Below are 23,694 nucleotides of genomic sequence, written 5' to 3'. Positions count from 1 at the left end.
TAAAGAAGGAAAGTAAATCTTTTTTATAACTTTAAATACCTATTTTCTTTTCTATCATGTTTTCCTTCTTCGTCTCCGAAAATAGAGCATTCATCGACAGAAAATTGGAAAAGAATAACGGATTTGAATGAATTAGAAGGCTTTTCTTGAGAAAGTAGAGAAAAGGGCATAAAATAGTAAAGGATAATTAAATACCTGTCCAACTATTATGGAGGTTTATCGTCATGATTGAAGTAAAAGAAAAACAGTTTACAGTTGAATTGGAAGCTGCCGTACAATCGGTTCAAACCGATCAAAAAAATAAACTGTTTAGTTATACAGAAAAAATAAATCAAGTTAACTTATATAGATTTTTAGAAAAAGCTGGGATATTGGAGCTTCCACGGACATTTTGGTCCAGCGCAACGGAAGCTTTTCAACTGGCGGGAGCAGGTCATGCTTTTGAATTATCTGCGGAGGCATCCAGATATCGCTATGATCAGGTAGAGCAGGAATGGAATGCATTATTAGATGATGCTGTTATCTATAATCCTTACCATACATCGGGAACTGGGGTCGTTGCATTGGGAGGATTTTCTTTTGACCCATTGAAGCCTCAGACAAAATTATGGGAAAACTTTCCCGAAAGCCATTTTTCCATTCCAAGTTATATTTTAACGCACGCAGATGGTAAATATTACCTTACTATAAATCGTCTCATTCATACTGCGGAAACTTATTCGTCTGTATTAGAGGAATTACAAAATAATCGTCAAGCGCTGATGGATAATATGGAGATACCGCTTAATTCATCAGGATTACGTATTCAAAGTAAACAAGAAATTGCACCAGACCTGTGGAAAGAAACAATTAAAAAGGCTACGGATGTCATGAAAAAAACTGCAGTTGATAAAATTGTTCTTGCGAGAGAGGTCCGGTTACATTTTAATCAATCAGCAAACATTCCTGACATTCTCAATCGGCTGGTAAACACACAGCCAAATTCGTATGTGTTTGGCTATGAGATGGGCGAGGATTGTTTTCTTGGAGCAACACCGGAGCGTCTTGTGAAGGTAAAGGATGATGAAGTGTTATCAACCTGTTTAGCTGGTACGGCGCCAAGAGGCGATACAATAGAAGAAGATGAGCAAATCGCAAATAATCTTTTTCAAGATCCGAAAAATCGTGAAGAGCATGATTATGTTGTGCAAATGATTCGCAGTACGATGGAGGCTTATTGTACGGATATAATGGTTCCTGATGAACCAGTCGTTCATCAATATAAAACCTTGCAGCATTTATATACACCTGTGCGGGCAAAATTAAAAGAGAATCATCGTATTTTTTCCATTATAAGCGGATTACATCCAACACCGGCACTTGGAGGAACACCAAGGCGGGATGCTTTAGCATTTATCCGTGATAATGAATTATTGGACAGGGGCTGGTATGGAGCACCTATCGGCTGGATGGACAGTAATAATCATGGAGAATTTGCTGTAGCTTTACGTTCTGCACTTATTCAAAAGGATGAAGCCTCCCTGTTTGCAGGATGCGGAATTGTGGAAGACTCTGTTCCGGAAAGTGAATATGAAGAAACTAAGATTAAATTAATGCCAATGTTATCAGTTTTAGGAGTGGATTAGAGAAATGAATTACACGGAGAGTTTAACACGTTATACGGCAAACTTTGTTGATGAACTGGTAAAGAACGGAATGACAGATGTCATTATTTCTCCCGGTTCCAGGTCTACTCCTTTAGCGCTTATTTTTTCTGAACATCCATCTATTAAAGAATGGATTGTAATTGATGAACGGTCAGCCGCTTTTTTTGCATTAGGTTTAGCAAAAAAAACAAATCGGCCAGTAGCACTGGTATGTACATCTGGAACAGCTGCTGCCAATTATTATCCCGCTATTGTAGAGGCTTTTTACAGCAGGGTGCCATTGCTTGTTTTGACAGCTGACCGCCCGCATGAATTACGTCAGGTAGGCGCTCCGCAGGCGATTGAGCAAATTAAAATGTATGGAGACTATGTGAAATGGTTTCATGAAATGGCAATACCTGAAGGGTCGGCACAAATGCTCAGGTACTCCCGCCAAAAAGCAGCGCAGGCCTTTGCTTATACAGAACAGGGAAATAAGGGCCCGGTGCAGGTGAATTTTCCATTCCGGGAACCACTTACACCAGATTTTACACTTCCTGATATTTGGGGAACAAAAAGAAATGAAAATACTTCCGGCATAAGCAGAATGGAAGGCAAAAAGTATTTAGCTGCTGAAAATGTAAGAGAACTTACAGACCTTTTTGGTTCTTCTCAAAAGGGTCTCCTTGTGTGTGGCCCACAGCTGGATACAGATTTTGCAGAAAGTGTGTGCCAGTTAGCACAACATTGGAATATTCCTGTACTGGCTGATCCATTATCACAAGTGCGGACAGGCGCACATAATAAAAATCAGGTGATAGAAGGGTATGATGCTTTCTTACGTGATCCGGATATTCGTGAGAGGCTGAAACCGGATTATATTATCCGTTTTGGAGCGATGCCCGTATCGAAAGCGTATTTGTTCTTTATAAAAGAGCATGGTGATATTCCTCAATTTATTGTGGAGGAGAACGAAGGATTCCGCGATCCGTCAGGTAATGATACGGTCTATATTTATGCTGATTCGAAGCAGGTATGTAATCAGCTGCTAGAAAATTCATCAGATAAGCAGAATAATGAGAAGTGGCTGAGTGAATGGCTGAAATACAACCAAATTGCGAAACAGCATTTATTATCAGGCGAAGAAGCGCAGGTTACTGAAGGAGAAGCGGTCCGGGGAATAGCGGAAGTTATTCCCGATAATACAACATTGTACGTAGGTAACAGCATGTCTATCCGTGATGTAGACAGCTTTTTTATGACAGCTTCGAAAAATGTTTCGATACTATGCAACCGCGGTGCAAATGGTATTGATGGAGTGATTTCAAGTGCTGTTGGAGCAGCCGCCTCTGGAGAACGGGTTACACTGCTGATTGGTGACTTATCCTTCTTCCATGATATGAATGGGCTTCTGGCAGCAAAACAATACCAGCTTCCAATCACCATTGTGCTCGTGAATAATAATGGCGGCGGAATTTTTTCTTTCCTTCCGCAAGCAAATGATAAGAAACATTTTGAAGCGCTTTTTGGCACGCCGGTTGATTTACCTTTTGAAAAGGGTGGAGAGTTATATGGAGCCGAGTATACGGCAGCATCCACAGAAAGTGAATTAAAAATGCAGCTGAAGCAAAGCTATGAGAATAATGGATTATCCATCATTGAAGTAAGAACAGATCGTGCAGAAAATGCTGCCTGGCATCGGGATAAATGGGATCGGATTATTGAAGAGATAAAAGAGGGATGGGAATGAGTACAGAGGGCTTACAATACGAAATTATTGGTAAGGGAGAGCCTGTACTGTTATTACACGGGTTCACAGGAACAGGCGGAACTTGGAGCGAGGTTTGCTCTTATTTAACAAATTACCAATGTATTTTAGTTGATTTGCCCGGTCATGGGAAAACCAACAGTAAAATTTCTTCTATGAGAGATTGCTGTTCCTTGCTCGTGGATCTGTTAGATAAATTAGGAATAAATAAAACACATGTCATTGGCTATTCTATGGGAGGAAGAACAGCGTTAAGCTTTGCAATGTATTATCCGGATTATGTTTCTTCTCTTATTTTAGAGAGCTCCTCTCCAGGGTTGGAGGAACAAGCAGCACGTTTTGACCGAAGAGAAAAGGATGAAAAGCTTGCGCAGCGTATTTTAGATTATGGAATAGAGGATTTTGTGAATATGTGGCAGGAGCTTCCTTTGTTCGCAACACAAAAACGGCTGCCGAATACAGTACAAAAACAAATCAGAGATGAACGTCTTTCTCAAGGTGAAGAAGGTTTAGCAATGTCCCTTCATGCTATGGGAACTGGAGCTCAGCCATCATGGCGGGGGCAGCTGCCAAAGCTTTCGAAACCAACTTTATTAATTGCCGGTGAAGAAGACGAAAAGTTTGTTGAGATAAATAAAATGATGCAAAAGGAAATCCCCCAGGCAGAATTTATCATTTGTCCAAGAGCCGGGCATGCTGTTCATGTGGAAAAATCACGAAACTTTGGTAAAATGGTAAATGTGTTCTTAGGTGAAAATTACATTATTACATAAGCCTTGAGCTTGAAAGGAGTCATTAACATGTCAGTTGAATGGCAAAAAGTAAAGAACTATGAAGAAATTATTTATGAAAAATATAACGGGGTTGCAAAGGTAACGATTAATCGTCCTGAAAAACGTAACGCATTTACTCCTAACACTGTAAAAGAAATGATTGATGCTTTTACGGAAGCAAGAGATGATTCTTCTATCGGTGTGATTGTTTTAGCCGGAGAAGGAGATAAAGCATTCTGTTCCGGTGGAGACCAGTCAGTGCGCGGCCATGGAGGCTATGTTGGCGGCGATGAAGTACCACGTTTGAATGTGCTTGACCTGCAGCGTTTAATCCGTACAATTCCAAAGCCGGTTATTGCTATGGTATCCGGTTATGCAATTGGCGGCGGACATGTGCTTCATGTTGTCTGTGACTTAACCATTGCAGCTGACAATGCAATCTTTGGACAAACCGGACCAAAAGTGGGCAGCTTTGATGCTGGCTATGGTGCCGGCTATTTAGCCCGATTAGTCGGTCATAAGCGTGCGCGTGAAATTTGGTACCTGTGCCGTCAATATAATGCAGAAGAAGCATATGAGATGGGCTTGGTAAATACAGTTGTACCTTTAGAAAAACTGGAAGAAGAAACTTTACAATGGTGTGAAGAGATCTTAGAAAAATCACCGATGGCATTACGTTTCTTAAAAGCATCCTTCAATGCAGATACAGATGGTCTGGCCGGTTTACAGCAGCTTGGCGGAGATGCAACGCTTCTTTACTACACTACAGATGAAGCGAAAGAAGGAAGAGACGCCTTCAAAGAAAAAAGAAAGCCGGACTTCAAACAGTTCCCAAGATTCCCTTAAGCTTGTATTTAAGAAACCTTTGCAGATAACGCAAAGGTTTCTTTTCGCAAGGAAAGGGATACACAGAAGACAATAATAACGATGGAGGAAGCAAAATGAGTACAGTTATTCCCCATTGGCTTGATAAACAAGCCGATTTATCTCCGAATGAAACAGCGGTAGAGTTAAAGGATGGGACAACAGTGACCTTTAGCAGCCTTGCTGAAAATAGCAGAATAAAAGCAAGAAAGCTTGCATCCGCTAATATCAAAAAAGGAGATCATGTTGCCATTCTCTCGGGAAATAGTATTGAAATGATGGAGATGATTCACGCATGCAGTTATTTAGGTGCAGTTGTGGTGCTTTTAAATAAACGGTTAACAGCTTATGAACGAAAACAGCAGATGCTGGATGCAGAGGTTGCCATTCTGCTTACAGAAGCTGAGGAAACTGATTTAACGAAAATAAAACAGCTGACTTTTGAAGAACTGGATCAGATCGAAGCTTTGCAGGAAGTACAGTTGTTAGAAGAAATAGAGCTGTCCAATGTATTTACAATGATGTATACATCAGGTACATCCGGGTTTCCAAAGGCTGTCCAGCATACATATGAAAATCATTGGTGGAGTGCCACAAGTTCAGGCTTGAATTTCGGAATACACAAAGATGATAAATGGTTGATTCCCCTGCCTCTTTTTCATGTGAGCGGCTTGTCCACCATGCTAAAAGGAATTATTTATGGCATGCCTATTTATTTACTGGAAAAATTCGATGTTAAGGAAGTTCATGATGCAATTATGAATAAGCAGGTCACTATGGCATCTGTAGTAACAGTGATGCTCCAGCACCTTATGAAATATCTGGGCGAGGCGAGCTATCCAGAATCCTTCCGCTGTATGCTGCTCGGCGGCGGTCCGGCTCCAGAATCTTTGCTTTTGCAGACAAAAGAAAAAAGGATTCCCGTATTTCAATCCTATGGGATGACAGAAACTGCCTCGCAAATTGTAACATTAAGCCCTGGAGATGCATTGCGTAAGGTTGGTTCAGCTGGTAAACCGTTATTTCCGGCACAATTAAAAATCCACGGAAAACAGCCGAACGAGGCAGGAGAAATTCTTGTGAAGGGCCCGATGGTAACACCTGGTTATTACAATCGGGAGGAAGCAAATGAAAAATCTTTTGATAACGGCTGGCTGGCGACAGGAGATGTAGGCTACCTCGATGAGGAAGGTTTTTTATATGTTGTGGACCGCCGCAGTGATTTGATTATTTCCGGCGGTGAAAATATTTACCCCTCAGAAATTGAGAATGTATTGCTGCAGATAGACGGAATCCGTGAAGCAGGTGTAACTGGAAGAGAAGATAAGGAGTGGGGAGAAGTACCAATTGCATTTGTTGTAACTGACAGAGAAATTGAAATCAGAGATATAAATATATTTTTAAGAAATAAGTTAGCCCGTTATAAGCAGCCCAAAGAAGTTCATTTTGTCGACCAGCTGCCGAGAAATGCAGCAAATAAACTGGTTCGGCAGGCATTAAAGAAATATCTCTGAGTACATGACAGTTTGGAGCATGTTTTTTGCTGTTTCATTACAATTTCATAACATAGGTTTTGTTCTTTTTGTTGGAGGGTAGCGCTAACTATACTGTTTAGAAGGGAGAACAAATCTGTGGAAAACTTTATGAATGATTATTTTACAGCAAATTTTTGGACAGGGCTCCAAAATGTTGTTATAGCGCTTATCGTTTTTCTTATCGTATGGTTAATCGCTAAACTGATAAGCAATATGGTAGAAAAAGCGTTAAAGAAAACGAACTGGGATGACAAGTTATTTAACCGGTTCCGATTAAAAGGAGAACCGGTGAAGTCGGAAAAGGTTATGGCAAAAGTAGTTTATTACATACTGCTGATAGTTGCTTTAATCTTATTCTTAAATATCCTTAATCTGTCTATGATTGCCAATCCATTATCAGATTTAATTTCAACGTTCTTAGACTTTATACCGGCAGTGATTAAGGCAGCCTTAATTTTACTGCTGGCCTGGGTAATTGCGACAATTGTACAATGGCTCATTGTACAGGGAAGCAGGAAATTACGTATTCAGCGTTTATTTACAAAATTGGGAATTGCAGATTCTGAAGAGGGGATCCGGAAAACAACGGAAACAGTCGGTAAATTTGCATTCTATCTAATTTTACTCTTATTTATTCCAGGAGTACTACAGGCTTTAAATATTCAAGGCGTAGCTGAACCATTCAGTGGTTTGCTGGCTTCTATTTTAAACTTTATTCCTAAACTTGCCGCAGCAGTACTTATTTTTGCGGTAGGCTGGTTTGTCGGAAAGATAGTCCGCAGTGTTGTGACAAATTTATTAGAAGCAGCAGGTACAGAAAAGTGGATTTATAAATTAAAGCTGTCCAATTTATTTGAAGGGACATCTTTTGCAAAATTTGTCGGAAATATTGTTTTCATTCTTATTTTGATTCCAATCTCCATCTCTGCTTTGGAGCAATTAGAGCTGGCGGGAATCACTGAACCGGCAATTGGCATGCTGCATACCGTCGTACAGATGCTGCCGAATATTTTAATCGCAATTGGTTTAATATTGGTTGGAATCTGGTTAGGTAAGCTGATTGGAGAATTTGTAGGGGATTATCTTGCGAAATTAGGATTTAACCGTTTTGTTTCTACTATCAGTAATAACAGAGCAGGGATTCAGACTAAATGGACACCATCCTACATTGCCGGATATGTTGTACAGATTTTAATTATTTTCTTCTTAACTGTGCAGGCTCTATATTTGATACAGTTGGATTTCTTAGTAGGCATAGCAACGGCAATTACTGCTTATCTGCCGAATGTATTAGCGGCAGTCCTTATTTTAGGGGTTGCTTTACTGCTTGCTTCATTAGTTCAGAAATTATTGCTGCATTTGTTAAATGGTCCGGCATCGGCTGCGCTTGCAGGTTTTGCGAAGTATAGTATTTTAATTCTCGCAGCCTTTATGGCGGTTTCACAGTTAGGTATTGCATCAACAATCGTTAACAGTGCCTTTATTTTACTGCTTGCTGCATTGGCATTAGCCTTTGGTCTTGCGTTCGGTTTGGGAGGAAAAGATTTCGCCGCAAAATACTTGCAGAAATTTGACAGAACCATTGATAGTACTTCCATTAATCAGGAGCAGCAAAATCAAGGCAATCCTGACAGTAAGGATGATCAATAACAATAGAAACGAAAAAAGCGTGTGTACCAAATTTGGTATATGCGCTTTTTTCTTTAGGAGATTTATTAAAATCTCGACTTCCGCACCTGAGAATAAGCGTCTATACCTTCCTATTCCATTATGAACATGTTCTTCATTATCCTGCTTACATGTTGTTAAATAATCTTTCTGTTGAAATGAAAATTGGGTATAGCTCCTGCAACCAACCACTACGCTTTCCATGGAGACGGCTTCAGACCGCTTTTCAAGTGAATCTTCAGCTCGCCCTGCGATGCACAAACGTTTTCAATGGGGCGAGTAATCGCAGTCCCAGTCCCACGACGTGCAAGTGCAGGCGTTGTGACAACGCTTTTCGATAGGGTGAGTAATCTTAGGCCCAGGAGTCACGGGGTTAGCCTGCGAACTACTTAGGAGGCTGCGTGGTTGGTCTGTGCTCAATTAGGCTTCTACAGCGAATGAAAAAAATCATATCCTGATCGAGCTGGATGAAATAATCGCTTTTTGCTTGATAAAAAGATTATTTTAGTGGCCCAAATGGTTGAGTTGAAATTATTTATTTCAACTTATATATTTCGTTTATTTTTATTTTTTGAGGAGAATATAAGTGGGAGGTGATTAAAATGGATAAACAAAAATATTTTATCAGTATCGGACAAGGAGAAATTTCACGAATCCCGTATCAGGGAAATGATGACTTTGTTATTTATGCGACTGCAGATGAGGTGCTAATGCTGCGCAGAAAATTTGAAGGGATGCATGAAGCAAGTTTTGATACTTATAAACGTTCACATATTCCTTTTATTCCATATCATCTGGATACAGCCAATGATGTATATGATGAAACCATGTCAGATGTGTACCAAACATTATATGATCTGGGAGATGAACAGACGAAAAATCATATTAGAACAATGGGAATATTAGATGAGAAATAATCATTGAGGAAGAGAATAAGCACCATGTGAAACAGTGCTTTATGATAGGGATGTTTAGATGGTATAATAAAAAGGTACAGTATATTAGAGAAAATTAAGAAAATGACTTTTAACTTTAAGAAGAGCCGGATTTTTAAATTATATTAAAACATAGAAATCGATTGGGAGTGCTGATTATGAGAAAGCTCGCTTTAATTCTTTGTTTTACCATAATGATAGCAATGATTTTCTCTATTACTGCATCAAAGGAAACTAGTGTACAGGGTGAGGACCAGACTGATATGCCTGCTGCAGAGGCGGAAGAAACACAACCGGATAAAGAAGAAATTATCCGTGTAATAAACGGATTAGCAGACACCCTGAAGCAAGAAGCAGATGATTCTTATAAGCTAAAGAACTATGAGACGGAACAAGAGCTGACTGAAGCCTTTGAAGCATATGTAACACCAGAATTAGCCGGGCAGTTTGTTGATTATTATTTTCGGGTAGAAGCGGATGGCGTTTATGTATTTCCGACAGAAACAATGCCATGGTTTCAAGAAGAAAATGAATATGATATGATTAATACATCTAATCATTCCGTACGACTGGTACAGGAAAATGAAAATGACATGGTAGGAAGTTACACTCTTGTAGTGGAGATGACACTTCAAAACGGCTGGAAAATCCAAGATATAAGCTATAGGTGATGACACCACCGTGGGAAAGTAGTGGAAGAAGTGAATGTTTTTAAAGATTATTACAATAATACGGTACAACTATCTTTTTTAGATCATCCATTTTCAAAAAGTCCAAGGCATGTATGGGTTATCTGCCGGTATAAAGATAAATGGCTGTTAACAGATCATAAGGAAAGAGGAATAGAGTTTCCTGGAGGGAAGGTAGAATCCGGGGAAGCTGTCGAACAGGCTGCAGTCCGGGAAGTAATGGAGGAAACAGGGGCAATTGTGAAAAAGCTTCACTATATAGGTCAGTATAAAGTGGACGGGCGTCGCGAAACAGTGATTAAGAACGTCTACTTTGCGGAAATAGATGAGCTGATGCCGCAGCCCACCTATTATGAAACCAATGGTCCGGTATTACTCAGGGAGGTACCGGCGAATGTAAGAAGAAAATCAAATTATAGTTTTATTATGAAGGATGCAGTGTTAGAATCCTGCATGCTCCGGATTAAAAAAACGTATGTGTAAAGAGCAGACAGCTAAATGCTGCCTGCTCTTTCTTTAGAAGATTATTTTCTTATCAGTAATTGCTCAATTTTCTCTACGGTTTTGTACATAATTGCAGCAAGGATAGCAATAATGACCAGGCTGGACATAACGAGTGTAAAATCAAATACTTGGAAACCGTAAATAATTAAATATCCTAACCCTTGTTTGGAAACTAAATACTCTCCGACAATAACTCCCACCCAGGAAAGGCCGACATTTACCTTTAATGTAGAGATAATGGCTGGTAAGGAAGCGGGAAAGACAGCTTCTTTAAAGCATTGCCATTTTGATGCATCAAAACTCCTTAATACTTTTAAATAATTTTGATCAACCTCATTGAAGGCTGCAAACACGACAAGGGTGGTAACAATAACAGAAATAATAAATCCCATCGCAATAATCGATAAATATCCAGGACCGAGAGCTACAATAAGTATTGGACCGAGAGCAACCTTTGGCATGGCGTTAAAGACTACCAGATAAGGATCCATGACTTTTGAAAAACGATGAAAACTCCAAAGCATGGAAGCTATAACGATTCCGGCAATCGTACCGATTAAAAAGCCAAGTATGGTTTCAAACAGCGTAATTTGAATGTGACCAAGTAAAGATCCTTGTATAAGTCTGCCCCATATAGAGCTGAATACACGACTGGGAGAACTGAATAAAAGTGGATCAATCCAATACAATCTGCTGGCTACTTCCCAAAAGGCGAAAAAAAGAATCAGGATAGACAGCTGCCAGGTCAGTACAATTTTTGCTTCTTTTTTTAATTTTTGCTGGTAGGCTGCAAATAACTTAGGACCGTTCATAAGCATTCTCCTCTACGGGCTTTACAGTATGCTTTTGCTGATCCAAGTCAGCCCAAATCTTGTCAAACAGCCGTCCATATTTAGGATGCTTCCTTGCCAGGAATGGAGATTCATCTCTTAATTCAACAGGTACATCGTATATTTTAGCAATAGCGCCAGGGTTTGAGGACATTAAAATAATCCGGTCGCTCATGGAAATAGCTTCTCCAATATCGTGTGTCACCAATACAGCTGTTTTTTGATAAGCTTTAAGTAAATCAGATACCAATACTTCCAGTTTTAATTTTGTCTGAAAATCCAGAGCAGAAAAAGGTTCATCCAGTAATAGAATTTCAGGTTCTGTGATAAGCGTTCTTATTAAAGCTGCCCGCTGCCGCATGCCTCCAGATAGTTCACTCGGATATTTATCAGTTACATTTTTGAGTCCGACTTCTTCCAAAAGAGCGATTGCTTTTTGTTTTAAATCACTAGTCTGTCTTTTTCTAATTTGAGGACCAATGAGTACGTTATCAATAATGGTTTTCCAAGGAAATAAATAATCCTGCTGCAGCATGTAGCCAATTTCTAAATCGCTTATCTCTATTTTTTCACCGTTTATTAAAATCTCACCCTCAGCAGGCTGGAGCATTCCAGAAATCATTGAAAGCAATGTTGATTTTCCACAGCCGCTTGGCCCGAGTAAAGCAACGAATTCATTCTTCTTCACAGAGAAAGAGATGTTGTGTAATGATTCCGTATATTGTTTTTTGGAGAAGTAATAATGAGATACTCCATCTAACGTTAGATAAGACATCTTCACCCTCCTTTATTCTTCAATAATTTGCTCAGCATAATCTGTATTAACAAGATCTTCATATGGAGCATCTCCAGGAAGCTCACCGGCCTCATCCATAATGCTTTTCAGATTTTCCCAGGCGGCTTCTTCAAGCAGTGGAGATGTTGCGTAGGAGCCTTGTTGTTTATAACGTTCGATTGCATTTGCGAGCATTTCTACATCTGTATCTTCAAAATAAGGTTCTACAACTTTGGCAATTTCTAATGAGTCTGTCTCCTCCACCCATTGTTGAGCCTTATAAATTGCTCTGGTGAATGCTTTAACAGTTTCCTCCTCTTCATCTAAGAAGCTTTCCTTTGCCATGAAGACAGTGTATGGAACCTGACCGGATTCTTCGCCGAAGGAAGCAATAATGTGTCCCTGACCATTTGCTTCAAAAATACTTGCTGTAGGTTCAAATAATTGAACGTATTCATAATCACCACTGGCAAAAGCGCCTGGAATATTAGCGAAATCAATATTCTGAACTAAATCTAAGTCTTCATGGGGGTCAATATTATGCTGCTTCAAAACATATTCTCCAACCATCTGCGGCATCCCGCCAACACGCTGACCAAGAAAATTGCTGTCCCGTAAATCCTCCCAATTAAAGTCTTCATCTGCTTCTTTAGCTACTAAAAATGTTCCGTCTGTTTGGGTTAATTGGGCAAAGTTCACAGCATAGTCTCTGGAATCCTGGGCATAGACATAGATAGAGGTTTCGGAACCAACAAGAGCAATATCTGCACTGTCGGACAAGAGCGCTGTCATCGTCGTGTCTCCGCCCCAGGTTGTTTGTAAATCCACCTCCAGTCCCTCTTCTTCAAAAAATCCTTTTTCTAAAGCGACATATTGCGGGGCATAAAAAATAGAACGAGTTACTTCTGCAAGGTCTATTTTAGTCACTTTATTTTGATTACAAGCACTAATTAGAAGAAGAGAGCTTATTAATAAAATGAAACAGGAAAGTTTTCTCACCGTCATCTTCCTTTCTCAAAAACTGTTCTGGAACATCTTCTATAAATATATGATTAGCGGGATGATTGTGTGAATGCCTATAAATTAGGAAAAATAGGCTGTTAATAATGACAGAGAGGGGAAAAGTGAAAAAGGGTAAACTCAAAATAATGAGTTTACCCTTTTTATAATGGAGAGATGATTATACTAATTTATAAACTGGACCAGCTTTTCGAATATCTTCATTTACTTCCGTGAACTTCTCGAAATTCATATGGAATTTACCAGCCAGTATCTTTGCTTCTGTTTCATAGCTTTCTTTATCCACCCAAGCATTTTTAGGAACAAGAACTTCATCAGGAACACCTGGAATCGATTTTGGAATGGCTAATCCAAAAATTTCATCTGTTGTTGTTTCCACGTTATTCAGTTCACCAATTAAAGCTGAGTGGACCATTGCCCGGGTATAGGAGAGCTTCATTCTATTTCCAACCCCGTAAGCGCCGCCAGTCCAGCCTGTGTTAATAAGAAATACATTGGCATTAAATTTATCAATTTTTTCTCCAAGCATTTCTGCATATACTGACGGGTTTAACGGTAAAAATGGGGATCCGAAGCATGCTGAGAATGTTGCAACAGGCTTTGTTACACCACGTTCTGTTCCAGCCAGCTTACTGGTATATCCGCTTAGGAAATGATACATTGCCTGTTCTTTTGTCAGTTTACTGATCGGCGGCAAGGTTCCTGATGCATCCGCTGTCAAAAAAATAATGGTATTTGGGTGGCCGGCAACACTTGGCTCCAGGCTATTATCAATATTTTCTAATGGATAGGCTGCACGCGTATTTTCTGTTAAAGAGGTATCGTCATAATCCGGGATGCGTGTATCTTCATCTAATACTACATTTTCTAAAACAGACCCATAGCGGATAGCATCAAAGATTTGCGGCTCTTTTTCTGCAGATAAATTGATGCATTTTGCATAACAGCCACCTTCAATGTTGAATACACCATCGTCACTCCAGCCATGTTCGTCATCACCGATTAATCGTCTGTCAACATCTGCTGAAAGTGTCGTTTTTCCAGTTCCGGATAATCCAAAAAATAAAGCGACATCGCCTTCTTCTCCTACATTAGAAGAACAGTGCATGGGCAGAACATCTTGCTCAGGCAGCAAGAAATTAACTACAGAAAAGATTGATTTTTTTATCTCTCCTGCATATTCTGTTCCACCAATAAGTACAATGCGCTGTTCAAAAGAAATTAAAACAAATGCTTCTGAATTTGTACCGTCTGCTTCAGGGTCTGCTTTGAAGCCGGGAGCAGAGATTACTGTAAAATCAGCTTCATGTAATTGTTCCATTTCTCTTTCGATAGGAATAAATAATTGTCTCGCAAATAAATTATGCCAAGCATATTCATTAATAACTTGAATAGGCAGTTTATATTTTTCATCTGCGCCAGCATAAGCCTGGAGATGAAAAATTTCCTCTTTGCTGTCTAAATAAGCAATTACTTTGTCAAGCAGCTGATTGAAGACATCTTCTTCAATAGGGCGATTGACATTTCCCCAGTCTACCTTATCTGCTGATAAGGCATCTTTTACAATAAATTTATCTTCTGGAGAACGTCCCGTATATTTTCCAGTGGTAGCACGAACAGCGCCGGTAGCTGTCAATTTTGCTTCATCACGATTAATAATTTCCTCAATAAGCTGGCCTACAGAATAGTTGCTGTAAATATTTGTTGAAGTGAACTCCTCCAGAATACTTCTCCGCAATATTTTCATAAGACAATTATTCACTCCTTTTAATGGTATAGAATTCAATTTATCCTTAAAATATGTTTATTAGTATAACACATTAAATATAATAGTCCATACTAATCTATGAAAAAATATTTTTTATGCTACATAGGGCCGAAAGCGGAAAGCGCCTGTTTAAAAACGTAGTGATTGCGCCCCCGATCTTTGGGGGTGGTTCGACCTTGGTCGAACTTCCTTTACTTTGGAGATAAAGGAATCACGATGAGCTTTAGCGAATCGATGATGACTTATCGTAGGTTGCTCACGTGTTAGTACCTAGTTTTTGGCGCTTGTAGCTGGACGAGGATAGTATTGAATAAGAATTAATTTATGAAAAAATATTTTTTATGCTACATAGGATAATTGGGTTGACAGGAGAGGCTTGTTTCGTTAATCTAATTATTGAACGGATACTCTTATTCAGAGATGGTGGAGGGACAGACCCGATGAAGCCCAGCAACCTCACGTTATGTGAAAGGTGCTAACCTGATGCAAGGATCATTCCTTGAACAATAAGAGCGAAAGGCCAATATGTTTCCCTTTCCTCATGTATTTTGAAGGAGAGGTTTTTTTGTTTTTAGGAGACTTTTTAAATAACTTAAAAGTTTGCATAAAAAAGGAAACCACATTGGGTGGAATGATAGATTTATATTGAAACAGAGTTCCGTAACAAACAAGGAAAAGGGGAGTTAGCCTTATGGCTGCAAATCGTCGTTTATTTACTTCAGAGTCGGTTACTGAAGGACATCCGGATAAGATGTCTGACCAAATTTCTGATGCTATTCTGGATGAAATTCTTTCGAAGGATCCGAATGCCAGAGTAGCGTGTGAAACAACTGTTACAACTGGAATTGTTTTAGTTGCCGGGGAGATTTCTACAAGTACATATGTAGATATTCCTGCAATTGTACGTGAAACAGTGGAAAGTATTGGATACACACGAGCAAAATTTGGTTTTGATTCTGAAACCTGTGCTGTGTTAACTGCTATTGATGAGCAATCTCCTGATATTGCCGGAGGTGTGGACGTAGCATTAGAAGCAAGGCAGGGACAGGAAAGTGAAGAGGAAATTGAAGCAATAGGAGCTGGAGATCAGGGCTTAATGTTCGGGTTTGCCTGCAATGAAACAGAAGAGCTTATGCCTCTTCCAATCTCTTTGGCACATCGTTTATCAAGAAGATTAGCAGATGTACGTAAGGAAAAGATTGTGGATTACCTGCGTCCTGATGGAAAAACACAGGTAACGGTAGAATATGATGAAAATGATCAGCCGCTGCGTGTAGATACAATTGTTGTTTCGGCGCAGCACCATCCAGATATAACAAATGAACAAATCGAAACGGATATCATCAAACATGTTGTGGAAGCTGTTGTTCCAGGTGAATTACTGGACGATAAGACAAAATACTTCATTAATCCGACTGGCCGTTTTGTATTAGGCGGACCACAAGGGGATGTCGGCTTAACTGGAAGAAAAATTATTGTTGACACATATGGAGGCTATGCAAGGCATGGCGGTGGAGCCTTTAGCGGAAAAGATGCAACGAAAGTGGACCGTTCTGCTGCTTATGCTGCACGCTATGTTGCTAAAAATATTGTTGCTGCAGGCCTGGCTGATTCCTGTGAAGTTCAATTAGCCTATGCTATTGGTGTGGCACAGCCGGTATCTATTTCGATTAATACATTCGGTACAGGGCTGGTTAGTGAAGAAAGATTAGTGGAAGCAGTGCGTGAGCTATTCGATTTGCGCCCGGCAGGCATCATCCGCATGCTTGATTTAAGAAGACCAATCTTTAAAAATACCGCTGCTTATGGCCATTTTGGCCGCACGGATATTACATTCCCATGGGAAAAAACAGATAAAGTGGAAGAATTAAAAGCTTTAACTGCTAAATAAGAAAACGTCAGGTGTCTGAGGATACCTGACGTTTTTTCATACGCAACCAAGGGGATTGTGACGCTATTTATCCATTCCCATCGGTGTTTCTTTTAAATAGTATTGTCCTTTTTCCACGTAGGATTTGCGGATACGTTCCATTTCCTTATAGTCCTTATCTGTTAATTCACGGACTACCTTTGCAGGCCTGCCCATTGCTAATGTTCTGGGAGGTATTTTTTTCCCTGGAGGCACCAGACTCCCGGCGCCGACAAACGCATGCTCTCCAATTTCTGCGCCATCTAAAATAATAGACCCCATACCGATCAGTGCATGATGGCGTATAATCGCTGAATGCAAAGTCACCTGATGGCCGACGGTTACATCATGTTCAAGAATTAACGGCATGTCCGGACTTTGATGCAGCATAGAAAGATCCTGTACATTTGTCCTTTTACCGATTTTTGTAGGCGCGACATCTCCCCGGATAACAGTATGAAACCAGATACTTGCTTCTTCTTCAATTGTCACATCACCATTAATCACAGCATTTTTTGCAATGAATGCTGCAGGATCAATAGTAGGGGAGATACCTTTATAAGATTCAATCATCTGTATTCCTCCAACTAATTCATAATGGTTAAAGTATATCAGAGGAAATATTTTCTGGGAAGAAGACTGGATAACAGGTGATTATGAATTATTCCCGTCAGCTCATTGGCTTCCTCCCTTAATTATGATAGAAATGGTAATATAGGATTCTAAAATAATTTTGAAGTTATAGGCATATATTCTAAACCGCTTATTTCTTATGGATAATTAGTTTGAATGTATATTTATTTCTTTATATCCTCTACAGATGTGAATCTTTTTATGGTAGAATAAATAAGCTGGTTACATAATGATAGTGATAAATAAATAGATAAATGCTATCCTGATTTATTCCATTTGTAATCTAGTAAGTGGAAAACTAGCAGTTGTTTTAGTTATTACTGGGACAAGTAATTGTATAAATCGGTCTAATCTATGAATGAGTAAAATATTATTCAAACAGATGAACTTTTACAGCAAAAGCATTTCTTTGAAAATGAACTTTTTGCCTGGCAGGAAGAAAACTGATTTATCGTTAAAAATGGGGTTGTACTTTCATGTTAATTCAAATTGTCATAGGAATTTTATTTTTTATTGGTGTTTATATACTGATTAGTGATGAACAGAAATGGCTGCGTGTGACAACGTACAGTTATATTATTCTGTTAACAATTATTTTTGCAATTGGATATATTAATGAGTTAAATAGTTTGCAGAATACGGAAGTGTTCGATATTTCTGCATTGCAGCAGTGGGTCTACGTATTCGGATACTTGTATTCCGTTCCGCTGATGATTGTATCAGCTTATATTTGGATTCCTTATCCGAAAAAATATAAAACATTACGGAGCCGCGCTCTCATGATTGCACTTATTATATTTATTATCATGACAACCGGACATTTCTTAAATTTATTCTTCCGGTTATTATTTTTAGGGATTGCTTAATAGTCAAAAGAAACGCCCTGATTCAGGAGCGTTTCTTCTTTTCGATAGCGATTAAAAATGGTGCCTGATTTTGCTGATTGATAAATCTGTATTGAAGTACTTGGTACGCTTTTTGATCTAATTGTGATGTGTAAGAAAGCACTGCTTCCTTTTCTTCCTCTCCGCCACAGTGTCCGTAATATATAACCAGGATAATCAGACCATTTGTTTTTAGCCTTTCCAATATAGCTTCTATTGCCGCCAGGGTGGAATGAGGCTTTGTAATAATTGATTTATCGCTTTTTGGTAAATATCCAAGGTTAAAAATAGCTCCGCCAAAAATATCTTCTTTAATATAGTCAGGTATCTTTTCATGGCTGTCTTGAATTAGGAATACATTATGACAGTCATTTTCCTTAAGCGCTTCTTTTGTTTTTTGAATGGCCTGCTCTTGAATATCAAATCCATAAACCTTGCCTGCAGATCCGACTGTCTGACTTAAAAACAAGGTATCATGCCCATTTCCACAAGTGGCATCAATTGCTGTATCTCCTTCTTTAAGACTTTCCTTTAATAGTGTGTGTGCGTAGGTTAAAATATTTAATAGCATGTAACTGTCTCCTTATGTACTATTCTGTCTCAATTGTTGAAAACTTTATCATTTATTGCAGTGTAACTGGATGAAAGACCCCCGTTTTGCAGCTTTCCTTTATTATAACAAAGGAAAGCAGGTTCTTGTTAATTAGCTATGGAAGGAAAAATAAATAAGTTTATCCAAATTTCTTCAATATATTGTTTCCAAATGTATAAAATTGTGTATACTAAAGATAAGGTAAATTTTTATCATCTTGACATGATATGTTTATTTCATTATAATTCCAATATCATAAAATCAAAGACAATGAAAAAGGATCAGTAATAAGTTGTATCAGTTCCAGAGAAGCAGTGGGTGGTGAAAACTGCTACTGATAAACATATGAACTCACCTTTTTAGTTTGCAGTAATGAAATTAAAGTAGTTACTGTCGTTTCATCAACGTTACTGATGTCAAGCGGGCGCTGATGCGCTAATTTGGGTGGTACCGCGGGAATAATCACAGCTTCTCGTCCCTTCATAGGGATGAGTGGCTTTTTTTATACCTAATTTTAGGAATATCAGGTTAGAGACTAGTATCGCTGGTGATTGGACGATACCAAAGTTATGAAGGAAAGGAAGGATTACGATGAGCTTTGAGCATCTGGGAATCGAGAAAAAATGGCAAAAATATTGGGACGAAAATAAAACATTCAAAACAAATACATTTTCTAATAAAGAAAAGTTTTATGTACTTGATATGTTTCCTTATCCATCCGGCCAAGGGCTACACGTTGGGCACCCGGAAGGATATACAGCTACAGATATTTTAGCCAGAATGAAAAGAATGCAGGGTTATGAGGTCATGCATCCGATAGGCTGGGATGCTTTTGGACTTCCGGCAGAGCAATATGCTATTGACACAGGAAACAGTCCTAAGGAGTTTACAGAAGCGAATATTCAAACCTTTAAGAGACAGATTAAAGAGTTGGGTTTTTCTTACGATTGGGATAGAGAAGTTAATACAACAGATCCTGATTATTACAAATGGACACAATGGATTTTCAAAAAGCTTTATGAAAATGATCTTGCTTATATGGATGAAGTGGCTGTCAACTGGTGCCCGGCTCTTGGAACTGTCCTTGCAAATGAAGAAGTAATTGATGGTAAAAGTGAACGCGGAGGGCATCCGGTAGTCCGCAAACCGATGAAACAGTGGATGCTTAAAATAACTGCATATGCAGATCGCCTGCTTACTGATTTAGAAGATTTGGATTGGCCGGAAAGTCTGAAAGAAATGCAGCGTAACTGGATCGGCCGTTCAGAAGGTGCTGAGGTAACCTTTTCCATTGAAGGACATGATGAAACCTTTACTGTATTTACGACACGTCCAGATACATTATTCGGAGCAACTTATGCAGTAATGGCTCCTGAACATCCGTTTATTAAGAAGATTACAACGGCTGATCAAAAAGAAGCTGTGGAAAATTATTTGCATGAAGTACAAACAAAGTCTGATTTAGAGCGTACAGACCTTGCCAAAGATAAAACGGGTGTATTTACTGGTGCCTATGCTGTCAATCCTGTTAACGGTGAAAAAATGCCGATATGGGTAGCGGATTATGTATTGATGAGTTATGGCAGTGGAGCAATCATGGCTGTGCCTGCACATGATGAGCGTGATTATGAATTTGCCAAAGTGTTTGAACTTCCAATTAAAGAAGTTGTTGCTGGCGGAAATATAGAAAAAGAAGCTTATACCGGAGATGGCTCTCACGTGAATTCAGAGTTCCTGGACGGTCTGGGTAAAGACGAAGCTATCTCAAAGATGATTGATTGGCTGGAGAAAAATGAAAAAGGTACAAAGAAAATCACGTATCGTTTGCGTGACTGGCTTTTCGCAAGACAGCGCTACTGGGGTGAGCCTATCCCGATTATTCATTGGGAAGATGGCAGTATGACAGCTGTTCCGGATGAGGAGCTTCCGCTGGAACTTCCTGAAATGACAGAGATTAAACCATCGGGAACTGGTGAATCTCCGCTTGCTACGAATGAAGAGTGGGTGAATGTAGTCGATCCTGAAACAGGGATGAAGGGTAGAAGAGAAACAAATACAATGCCGCAATGGGCTGGCAGCTGCTGGTACTTCCTTCGTTATGTTGATCCGCATAATAAAGAACAGCTTGCTGATCCCGAAGCATTGGAAAAATGGCTTCCAATCGATATTTATATCGGTGGTGCTGAACATGCTGTACTTCACCTTCTATATGCACGTTTTTGGCATAAATTCCTTTATGATATCGGTGTTGTCTCTACAAAAGAACCTTTCCAGAAATTGTTTAACCAAGGAATGATTCTTGGAGAAGGTAATGAGAAGATGAGTAAATCAAAAGGGAATGTAGTTAACCCGGATGATATAATTTCTTCCCATGGTGCAGATACATTAAGGTTGTATGAAATGTTCATGGGGCCATTGGATGCTTCCGTTGCCTGGTCAACAAATGGTTTAGACGGCTCCCGACGTTTCCTGGACCGGGTGTGGAGATTGTACATTAATGATGATAACTCGTTAACAGATAAAATTACTGACGATGGCGCAACAGAGCTGGATAAGGTTTATCATGAAACAGTGAAGAAGGTAACAGAAGACTTTGAGAACCTCCACTTTAATACAGGGATTTCACAAATGATGGTATTTGTTAATGAATGCTATAAAGCAGATTCGATTCCAAAGAATTATGCAGAGGGGTTTGTGAAGCTTCTTTCTCCGGTCGCTCCTCATATGTGTGAAGAGATTTGGCAAAAGCTTGGTAATGAAGAAAGTATTAGTTATGCCGGTTGGCCTGCTTATGATGAATCGAAGCTTGTTGAAGATGAAGTTGAGGTAGTTCTGCAGGTAATGGGTAAAGTTCGTGCAAAACTAAGCGTTCCTGCAGGTACTGCGAAGGATGATCTTGAAAAATTGGCATTAAGTGAAGACAGCGTTCAAAAGTGGCTGGAAGGAAAAACAATTCGGAAAGTAATTGTTGTTCCAGATAAACTTGTAAATGTTGTAGCTAATTAATACTTTTATTAAATAAATGTATATTAAAGAAACCGGACTATAATCAATGTTCTATTGTGAGAACTTGATTAGTCCGGTTTTTTATATGTGAAAAATAGAATTTTTAGCTGGCAGATTCATCAATATGCGGGAGGTCTGTCTGTAAAGTGGTTTTTAGCAGTATCCACTTATCTTTATCGTAAACCCAAATTGATTCAACAGTCCCAATTTGGTCTGCATGATAAGCTCCGCTGATTTGCTGATAGCTTTTTAAACCTGCCTGATCTTTATCTTCTAATTCAATGACTTCAAAAAATGCCACCGGATCGATCATCAGTGTTGTCGGTTCCAAAAGCTTGCCCTGATCATTGTATAATTTTAAACGAATATACTCTTCTTTCTGCCCGGAGACATCTAATATGATAGGGGGTTCTTTTGGCAGTAACTGAATGGATACTTTAAAATCATCCATAAATTCTCCTTTTACCGGCTGCTCTATTGGAAGTGGGAGTTCAATAAAATTATCTTTTTCCCATTGATTCAGCTGAGAGGTATATAGTCCACCGCTTCCGCCGGTTGGGCTCTGATAAAGAATATCTGTTACGCCATTATGTGTTAAGTCGGCAAATTTTAATTCTGGATCATAACCTCCACCATAATTAATCCGCCATCTTTCATCAGAAGAAGGGCTTGAAATATCAACCCAGATATCTTGATAATAAACACCATCTTCAGCAAATAATTTTCCTTTTAACTCTAACAGTTCTGCTTCTCCATCACCTGTAACATCCTCTTCATAAGTGTGGATCAGTATCCCGTCATCTGGAGCCGCTTCTGCCGGAGCGAAGAAAAGAGTTAAAAACAATAAACTGATATAAGCCATTATGTCACCTTCTATTTCTAAAGAGATTAAGTTTTGCTTTAGTTTAATCAAACGAGTTGAATCCTATTCACTATCCATTTAATATGATAAAGAAGAATGCAATAGGAGGAGATGAGAGAAAATGGAAGATATTAAAGAACTTTCCCCGGAGGAAGTAGAATCTATAAAAGAGAATGATAATATTCAGCTTATTGATGTTAGAGAAGATGAAGAAGTGGCACAAGGAATCATTGAAAATGCACTTCACATTCCTTTAGGTGACATAACAGATGTCTATGCTGACTTAGATAAGGAAAAAGAATATATTATGATTTGCCGTTCTGGAAGAAGAAGCTCTAATGCAGCTGCTTTTTTACAAGAACAGGGATTCAAAGTGATGAACATGAGCGGTGGAATGTTAAACTGGCATGGAGAAGTTATTATTAAATAATAATAAGGATCGCCATAAATGTTGTTTTAATATATATTAGGTTTTGTAAAAGCAGTGTTCCGCAGGGGAGTGAAAATCCTGTGGAACACTGCTGAATGAGAAGAGATATCTCTCTATTGCGGTAAAGTGATTCGCAGCAGCTCTGTAACACCCTGTTTATTAGAGGTTCTTACAAAATATGAGTATATGCTATGTGTTTTTTTGAGGGGTAAGTATAAAAAAAGACAGGAAAAGCAGTTTCTTTTAACAAAAAGAAATTTACCAAGCATGTGTTGACTTAATTTGTCGATAATGCTATAATAAAAATCCAATGTTCAGTTGACGTTATTTAAAAGATTTTATTGGAAAAGTTGTTGACGAGATATTGGATGTATGATATATTGATTTGGTCGCTGTTTTTAAAAGCGACAAAGAAATTGCTCTTTGAAAACTGAACAAAACAACCAGTACGAAAGAAGAAAAACACCTCGTTTTTCTTGAATATTTAAGTCAGAAGTTGACTTCTGAAAGCTAACGTTTCAAACACTTTTATGGAGAGTTTGATCTTGGCTCAGGACGAACGCTGGCGGCGTGCCTAATACATGCAAGTCGAGCGCGGGAAGCGAACGGAACTCTTCGGAGGGA

Annotated in this window: 20 protein-coding genes, 1 rRNA gene, 1 riboswitch and 1 other annotated feature; of the genes, 14 read left to right on the top strand and 7 right to left on the bottom strand. The window is 39.0% G+C overall.

Annotation, left to right across the window (positions count from 1 at the left end; all coding sequences use genetic code 11):
* Nucleotides 1-224 precede the first annotated feature (224 nt).
* From IEX29_RS17565 to ytkD, 9 genes are all read left to right on the top strand, one after another.
* Entirely contained in the window at nucleotides 225-1,625 is a 1,401-nt protein-coding gene (locus tag IEX29_RS17565) for an isochorismate synthase (RefSeq protein ID WP_188735722.1), read from the top strand.
* Between the two features lie 4 nt (nucleotides 1,626-1,629).
* The gene (menD, locus tag IEX29_RS17560; protein WP_188735720.1) at nucleotides 1,630-3,375 is read left to right on the top strand and encodes a 2-succinyl-5-enolpyruvyl-6-hydroxy-3-cyclohexene-1-carboxylic-acid synthase; all 1,746 of its coding nucleotides are present in this window, start codon (nucleotides 1,630-1,632) and stop codon (nucleotides 3,373-3,375) included.
* Nucleotides 3,372-4,166 (top strand): 2-succinyl-6-hydroxy-2,4-cyclohexadiene-1-carboxylate synthase, encoded by a 795-nt coding sequence (menH, locus tag IEX29_RS17555; RefSeq protein ID WP_188735718.1) that lies wholly within the window; start codon nucleotides 3,372-3,374, stop codon nucleotides 4,164-4,166. Before menD ends, menH begins: the two co-directional genes overlap by 4 nt.
* A 27-nt stretch (nucleotides 4,167-4,193) precedes the next feature.
* The gene (menB, locus tag IEX29_RS17550) at nucleotides 4,194-5,012 is read left to right on the top strand and encodes a 1,4-dihydroxy-2-naphthoyl-CoA synthase (protein WP_147211585.1); all 819 of its coding nucleotides are present in this window, start codon (nucleotides 4,194-4,196) and stop codon (nucleotides 5,010-5,012) included.
* Between the two features lie 95 nt (nucleotides 5,013-5,107).
* Nucleotides 5,108-6,544 (top strand): o-succinylbenzoate--CoA ligase, encoded by a 1,437-nt coding sequence (locus tag IEX29_RS17545; RefSeq protein ID WP_188735716.1) that lies wholly within the window; start codon nucleotides 5,108-5,110, stop codon nucleotides 6,542-6,544.
* 117 nt (nucleotides 6,545-6,661) lie between these two features.
* The gene (locus IEX29_RS17540; RefSeq protein ID WP_188735714.1) at nucleotides 6,662-8,215 is read left to right on the top strand and encodes a mechanosensitive ion channel; all 1,554 of its coding nucleotides are present in this window, start codon (nucleotides 6,662-6,664) and stop codon (nucleotides 8,213-8,215) included.
* 620 nt (nucleotides 8,216-8,835) lie between these two features.
* Nucleotides 8,836-9,150, top strand: coding sequence for a hydrolase (locus IEX29_RS17535; protein WP_188735712.1), 315 nt, complete (start codon nucleotides 8,836-8,838; stop codon nucleotides 9,148-9,150).
* A 212-nt stretch (nucleotides 9,151-9,362) separates the two neighbouring features.
* Nucleotides 9,363-9,839 carry a hypothetical protein gene (locus IEX29_RS17530; protein ID WP_229720275.1) on the top strand — a complete coding sequence of 159 codons (477 nt, stop codon included), beginning with the start codon at nucleotides 9,363-9,365 and terminating at the stop codon, nucleotides 9,837-9,839.
* 30 nt (nucleotides 9,840-9,869) lie between these two features.
* Nucleotides 9,870-10,340, top strand: coding sequence for an RNA deprotection pyrophosphohydrolase (ytkD, locus tag IEX29_RS17525; protein ID WP_188735708.1), 471 nt, complete (start codon nucleotides 9,870-9,872; stop codon nucleotides 10,338-10,340).
* 41 nt (nucleotides 10,341-10,381) lie between these two features.
* Here the strand turns inward: ytkD and IEX29_RS17520 are convergent, their stop codons facing one another.
* The 4 genes from IEX29_RS17520 to pckA all read right to left on the bottom strand — a co-directional run bounded on the left by IEX29_RS17520 (nucleotide 10,382) and on the right by pckA (nucleotide 14,733).
* Nucleotides 10,382-11,173, bottom strand: coding sequence for an ABC transporter permease (locus IEX29_RS17520; protein ID WP_188735706.1), 792 nt, complete (start codon nucleotides 11,171-11,173; stop codon nucleotides 10,382-10,384).
* Nucleotides 11,160-11,966, bottom strand: a complete 807-nt coding sequence (locus tag IEX29_RS17515; protein WP_188735704.1) for an ABC transporter ATP-binding protein — start codon at nucleotides 11,964-11,966, stop codon at nucleotides 11,160-11,162. Before IEX29_RS17515 ends, IEX29_RS17520 begins: the two co-directional genes overlap by 14 nt.
* Before the next feature lie 12 nt (nucleotides 11,967-11,978).
* Nucleotides 11,979-12,971 carry an ABC transporter substrate-binding protein gene (locus IEX29_RS17510; protein ID WP_188735702.1) on the bottom strand — a complete coding sequence of 331 codons (993 nt, stop codon included), beginning with the start codon at nucleotides 12,969-12,971 and terminating at the stop codon, nucleotides 11,979-11,981.
* 175 nt (nucleotides 12,972-13,146) lie between these two features.
* A complete protein-coding gene (gene pckA, locus IEX29_RS17505; RefSeq protein WP_188735700.1) occupies nucleotides 13,147-14,733 on the bottom strand; it encodes a phosphoenolpyruvate carboxykinase (ATP) in 1,587 nt (528 codons plus the stop codon).
* 428 nt (nucleotides 14,734-15,161) lie between these two features.
* A riboswitch (SAM riboswitch) is annotated at nucleotides 15,162-15,267 on the top strand.
* 178 nt (nucleotides 15,268-15,445) lie between these two features.
* Here pckA and metK point away from each other — a divergent pair.
* Nucleotides 15,446-16,645: a methionine adenosyltransferase gene (gene metK, locus IEX29_RS17500; protein WP_188735698.1), complete on the top strand. Its 1,200-nt coding sequence runs from the start codon at nucleotides 15,446-15,448 to the stop codon at nucleotides 16,643-16,645.
* 63 nt (nucleotides 16,646-16,708) lie between these two features.
* On the opposite strand, the gene IEX29_RS17495 is transcribed toward metK, so the two are convergent.
* Complete coding sequence (locus tag IEX29_RS17495; RefSeq protein WP_188735696.1) at nucleotides 16,709-17,236, bottom strand: gamma carbonic anhydrase; 528 nt, start codon at nucleotides 17,234-17,236, stop codon at nucleotides 16,709-16,711.
* A gap of 536 nt (nucleotides 17,237-17,772) precedes the next feature.
* Here IEX29_RS17495 and IEX29_RS17490 point away from each other — a divergent pair.
* Nucleotides 17,773-18,162: a hypothetical protein gene (locus IEX29_RS17490; RefSeq protein ID WP_077602172.1), complete on the top strand. Its 390-nt coding sequence runs from the start codon at nucleotides 17,773-17,775 to the stop codon at nucleotides 18,160-18,162.
* Nucleotides 18,163-18,184: 22 nt separating this feature from the next.
* Here the strand turns inward: IEX29_RS17490 and mnmM are convergent, their stop codons facing one another.
* Nucleotides 18,185-18,751 (bottom strand): tRNA 5-(aminomethyl)-2-thiouridylate-methyltransferase MnmM, encoded by a 567-nt coding sequence (gene mnmM, locus IEX29_RS17485; RefSeq protein WP_188735694.1) that lies wholly within the window; start codon nucleotides 18,749-18,751, stop codon nucleotides 18,185-18,187.
* Between the two features lie 282 nt (nucleotides 18,752-19,033).
* Nucleotides 19,034-19,255, top strand: a binding site (T-box leader).
* A gap of 108 nt (nucleotides 19,256-19,363) precedes the next feature.
* Here mnmM and leuS point away from each other — a divergent pair.
* Nucleotides 19,364-21,778: a leucine--tRNA ligase gene (gene leuS / locus IEX29_RS17480; RefSeq protein ID WP_188735692.1), complete on the top strand. Its 2,415-nt coding sequence runs from the start codon at nucleotides 19,364-19,366 to the stop codon at nucleotides 21,776-21,778.
* A gap of 103 nt (nucleotides 21,779-21,881) precedes the next feature.
* Here leuS and IEX29_RS17475 read toward each other — a convergent pair whose 3' ends face one another.
* Nucleotides 21,882-22,640, bottom strand: a complete 759-nt coding sequence (locus tag IEX29_RS17475) for a YybI family spore inner coat protein (RefSeq protein WP_188735690.1) — start codon at nucleotides 22,638-22,640, stop codon at nucleotides 21,882-21,884.
* A 121-nt stretch (nucleotides 22,641-22,761) separates the two neighbouring features.
* On the opposite strand from IEX29_RS17475, the gene IEX29_RS17470 reads away from it, so the two are divergent.
* Entirely contained in the window at nucleotides 22,762-23,070 is a 309-nt protein-coding gene (locus IEX29_RS17470) for a rhodanese-like domain-containing protein (protein ID WP_188735688.1), read from the top strand.
* Nucleotides 23,071-23,597: 527 nt separating this feature from the next.
* Nucleotides 23,598-23,694 (top strand): 16S ribosomal RNA (locus IEX29_RS17465); the annotation flags it as partial.

Source organism: Oceanobacillus neutriphilus, assembly GCF_014645515.1.
GTDB classification, from domain to species: Bacteria; Bacillota; Bacilli; order Bacillales; family Amphibacillaceae; genus Oceanobacillus; species Oceanobacillus neutriphilus.
Note: the sequence above shows the minus strand (reverse complement) of the source record. Positions and strands in the feature narration are given on the sequence as shown.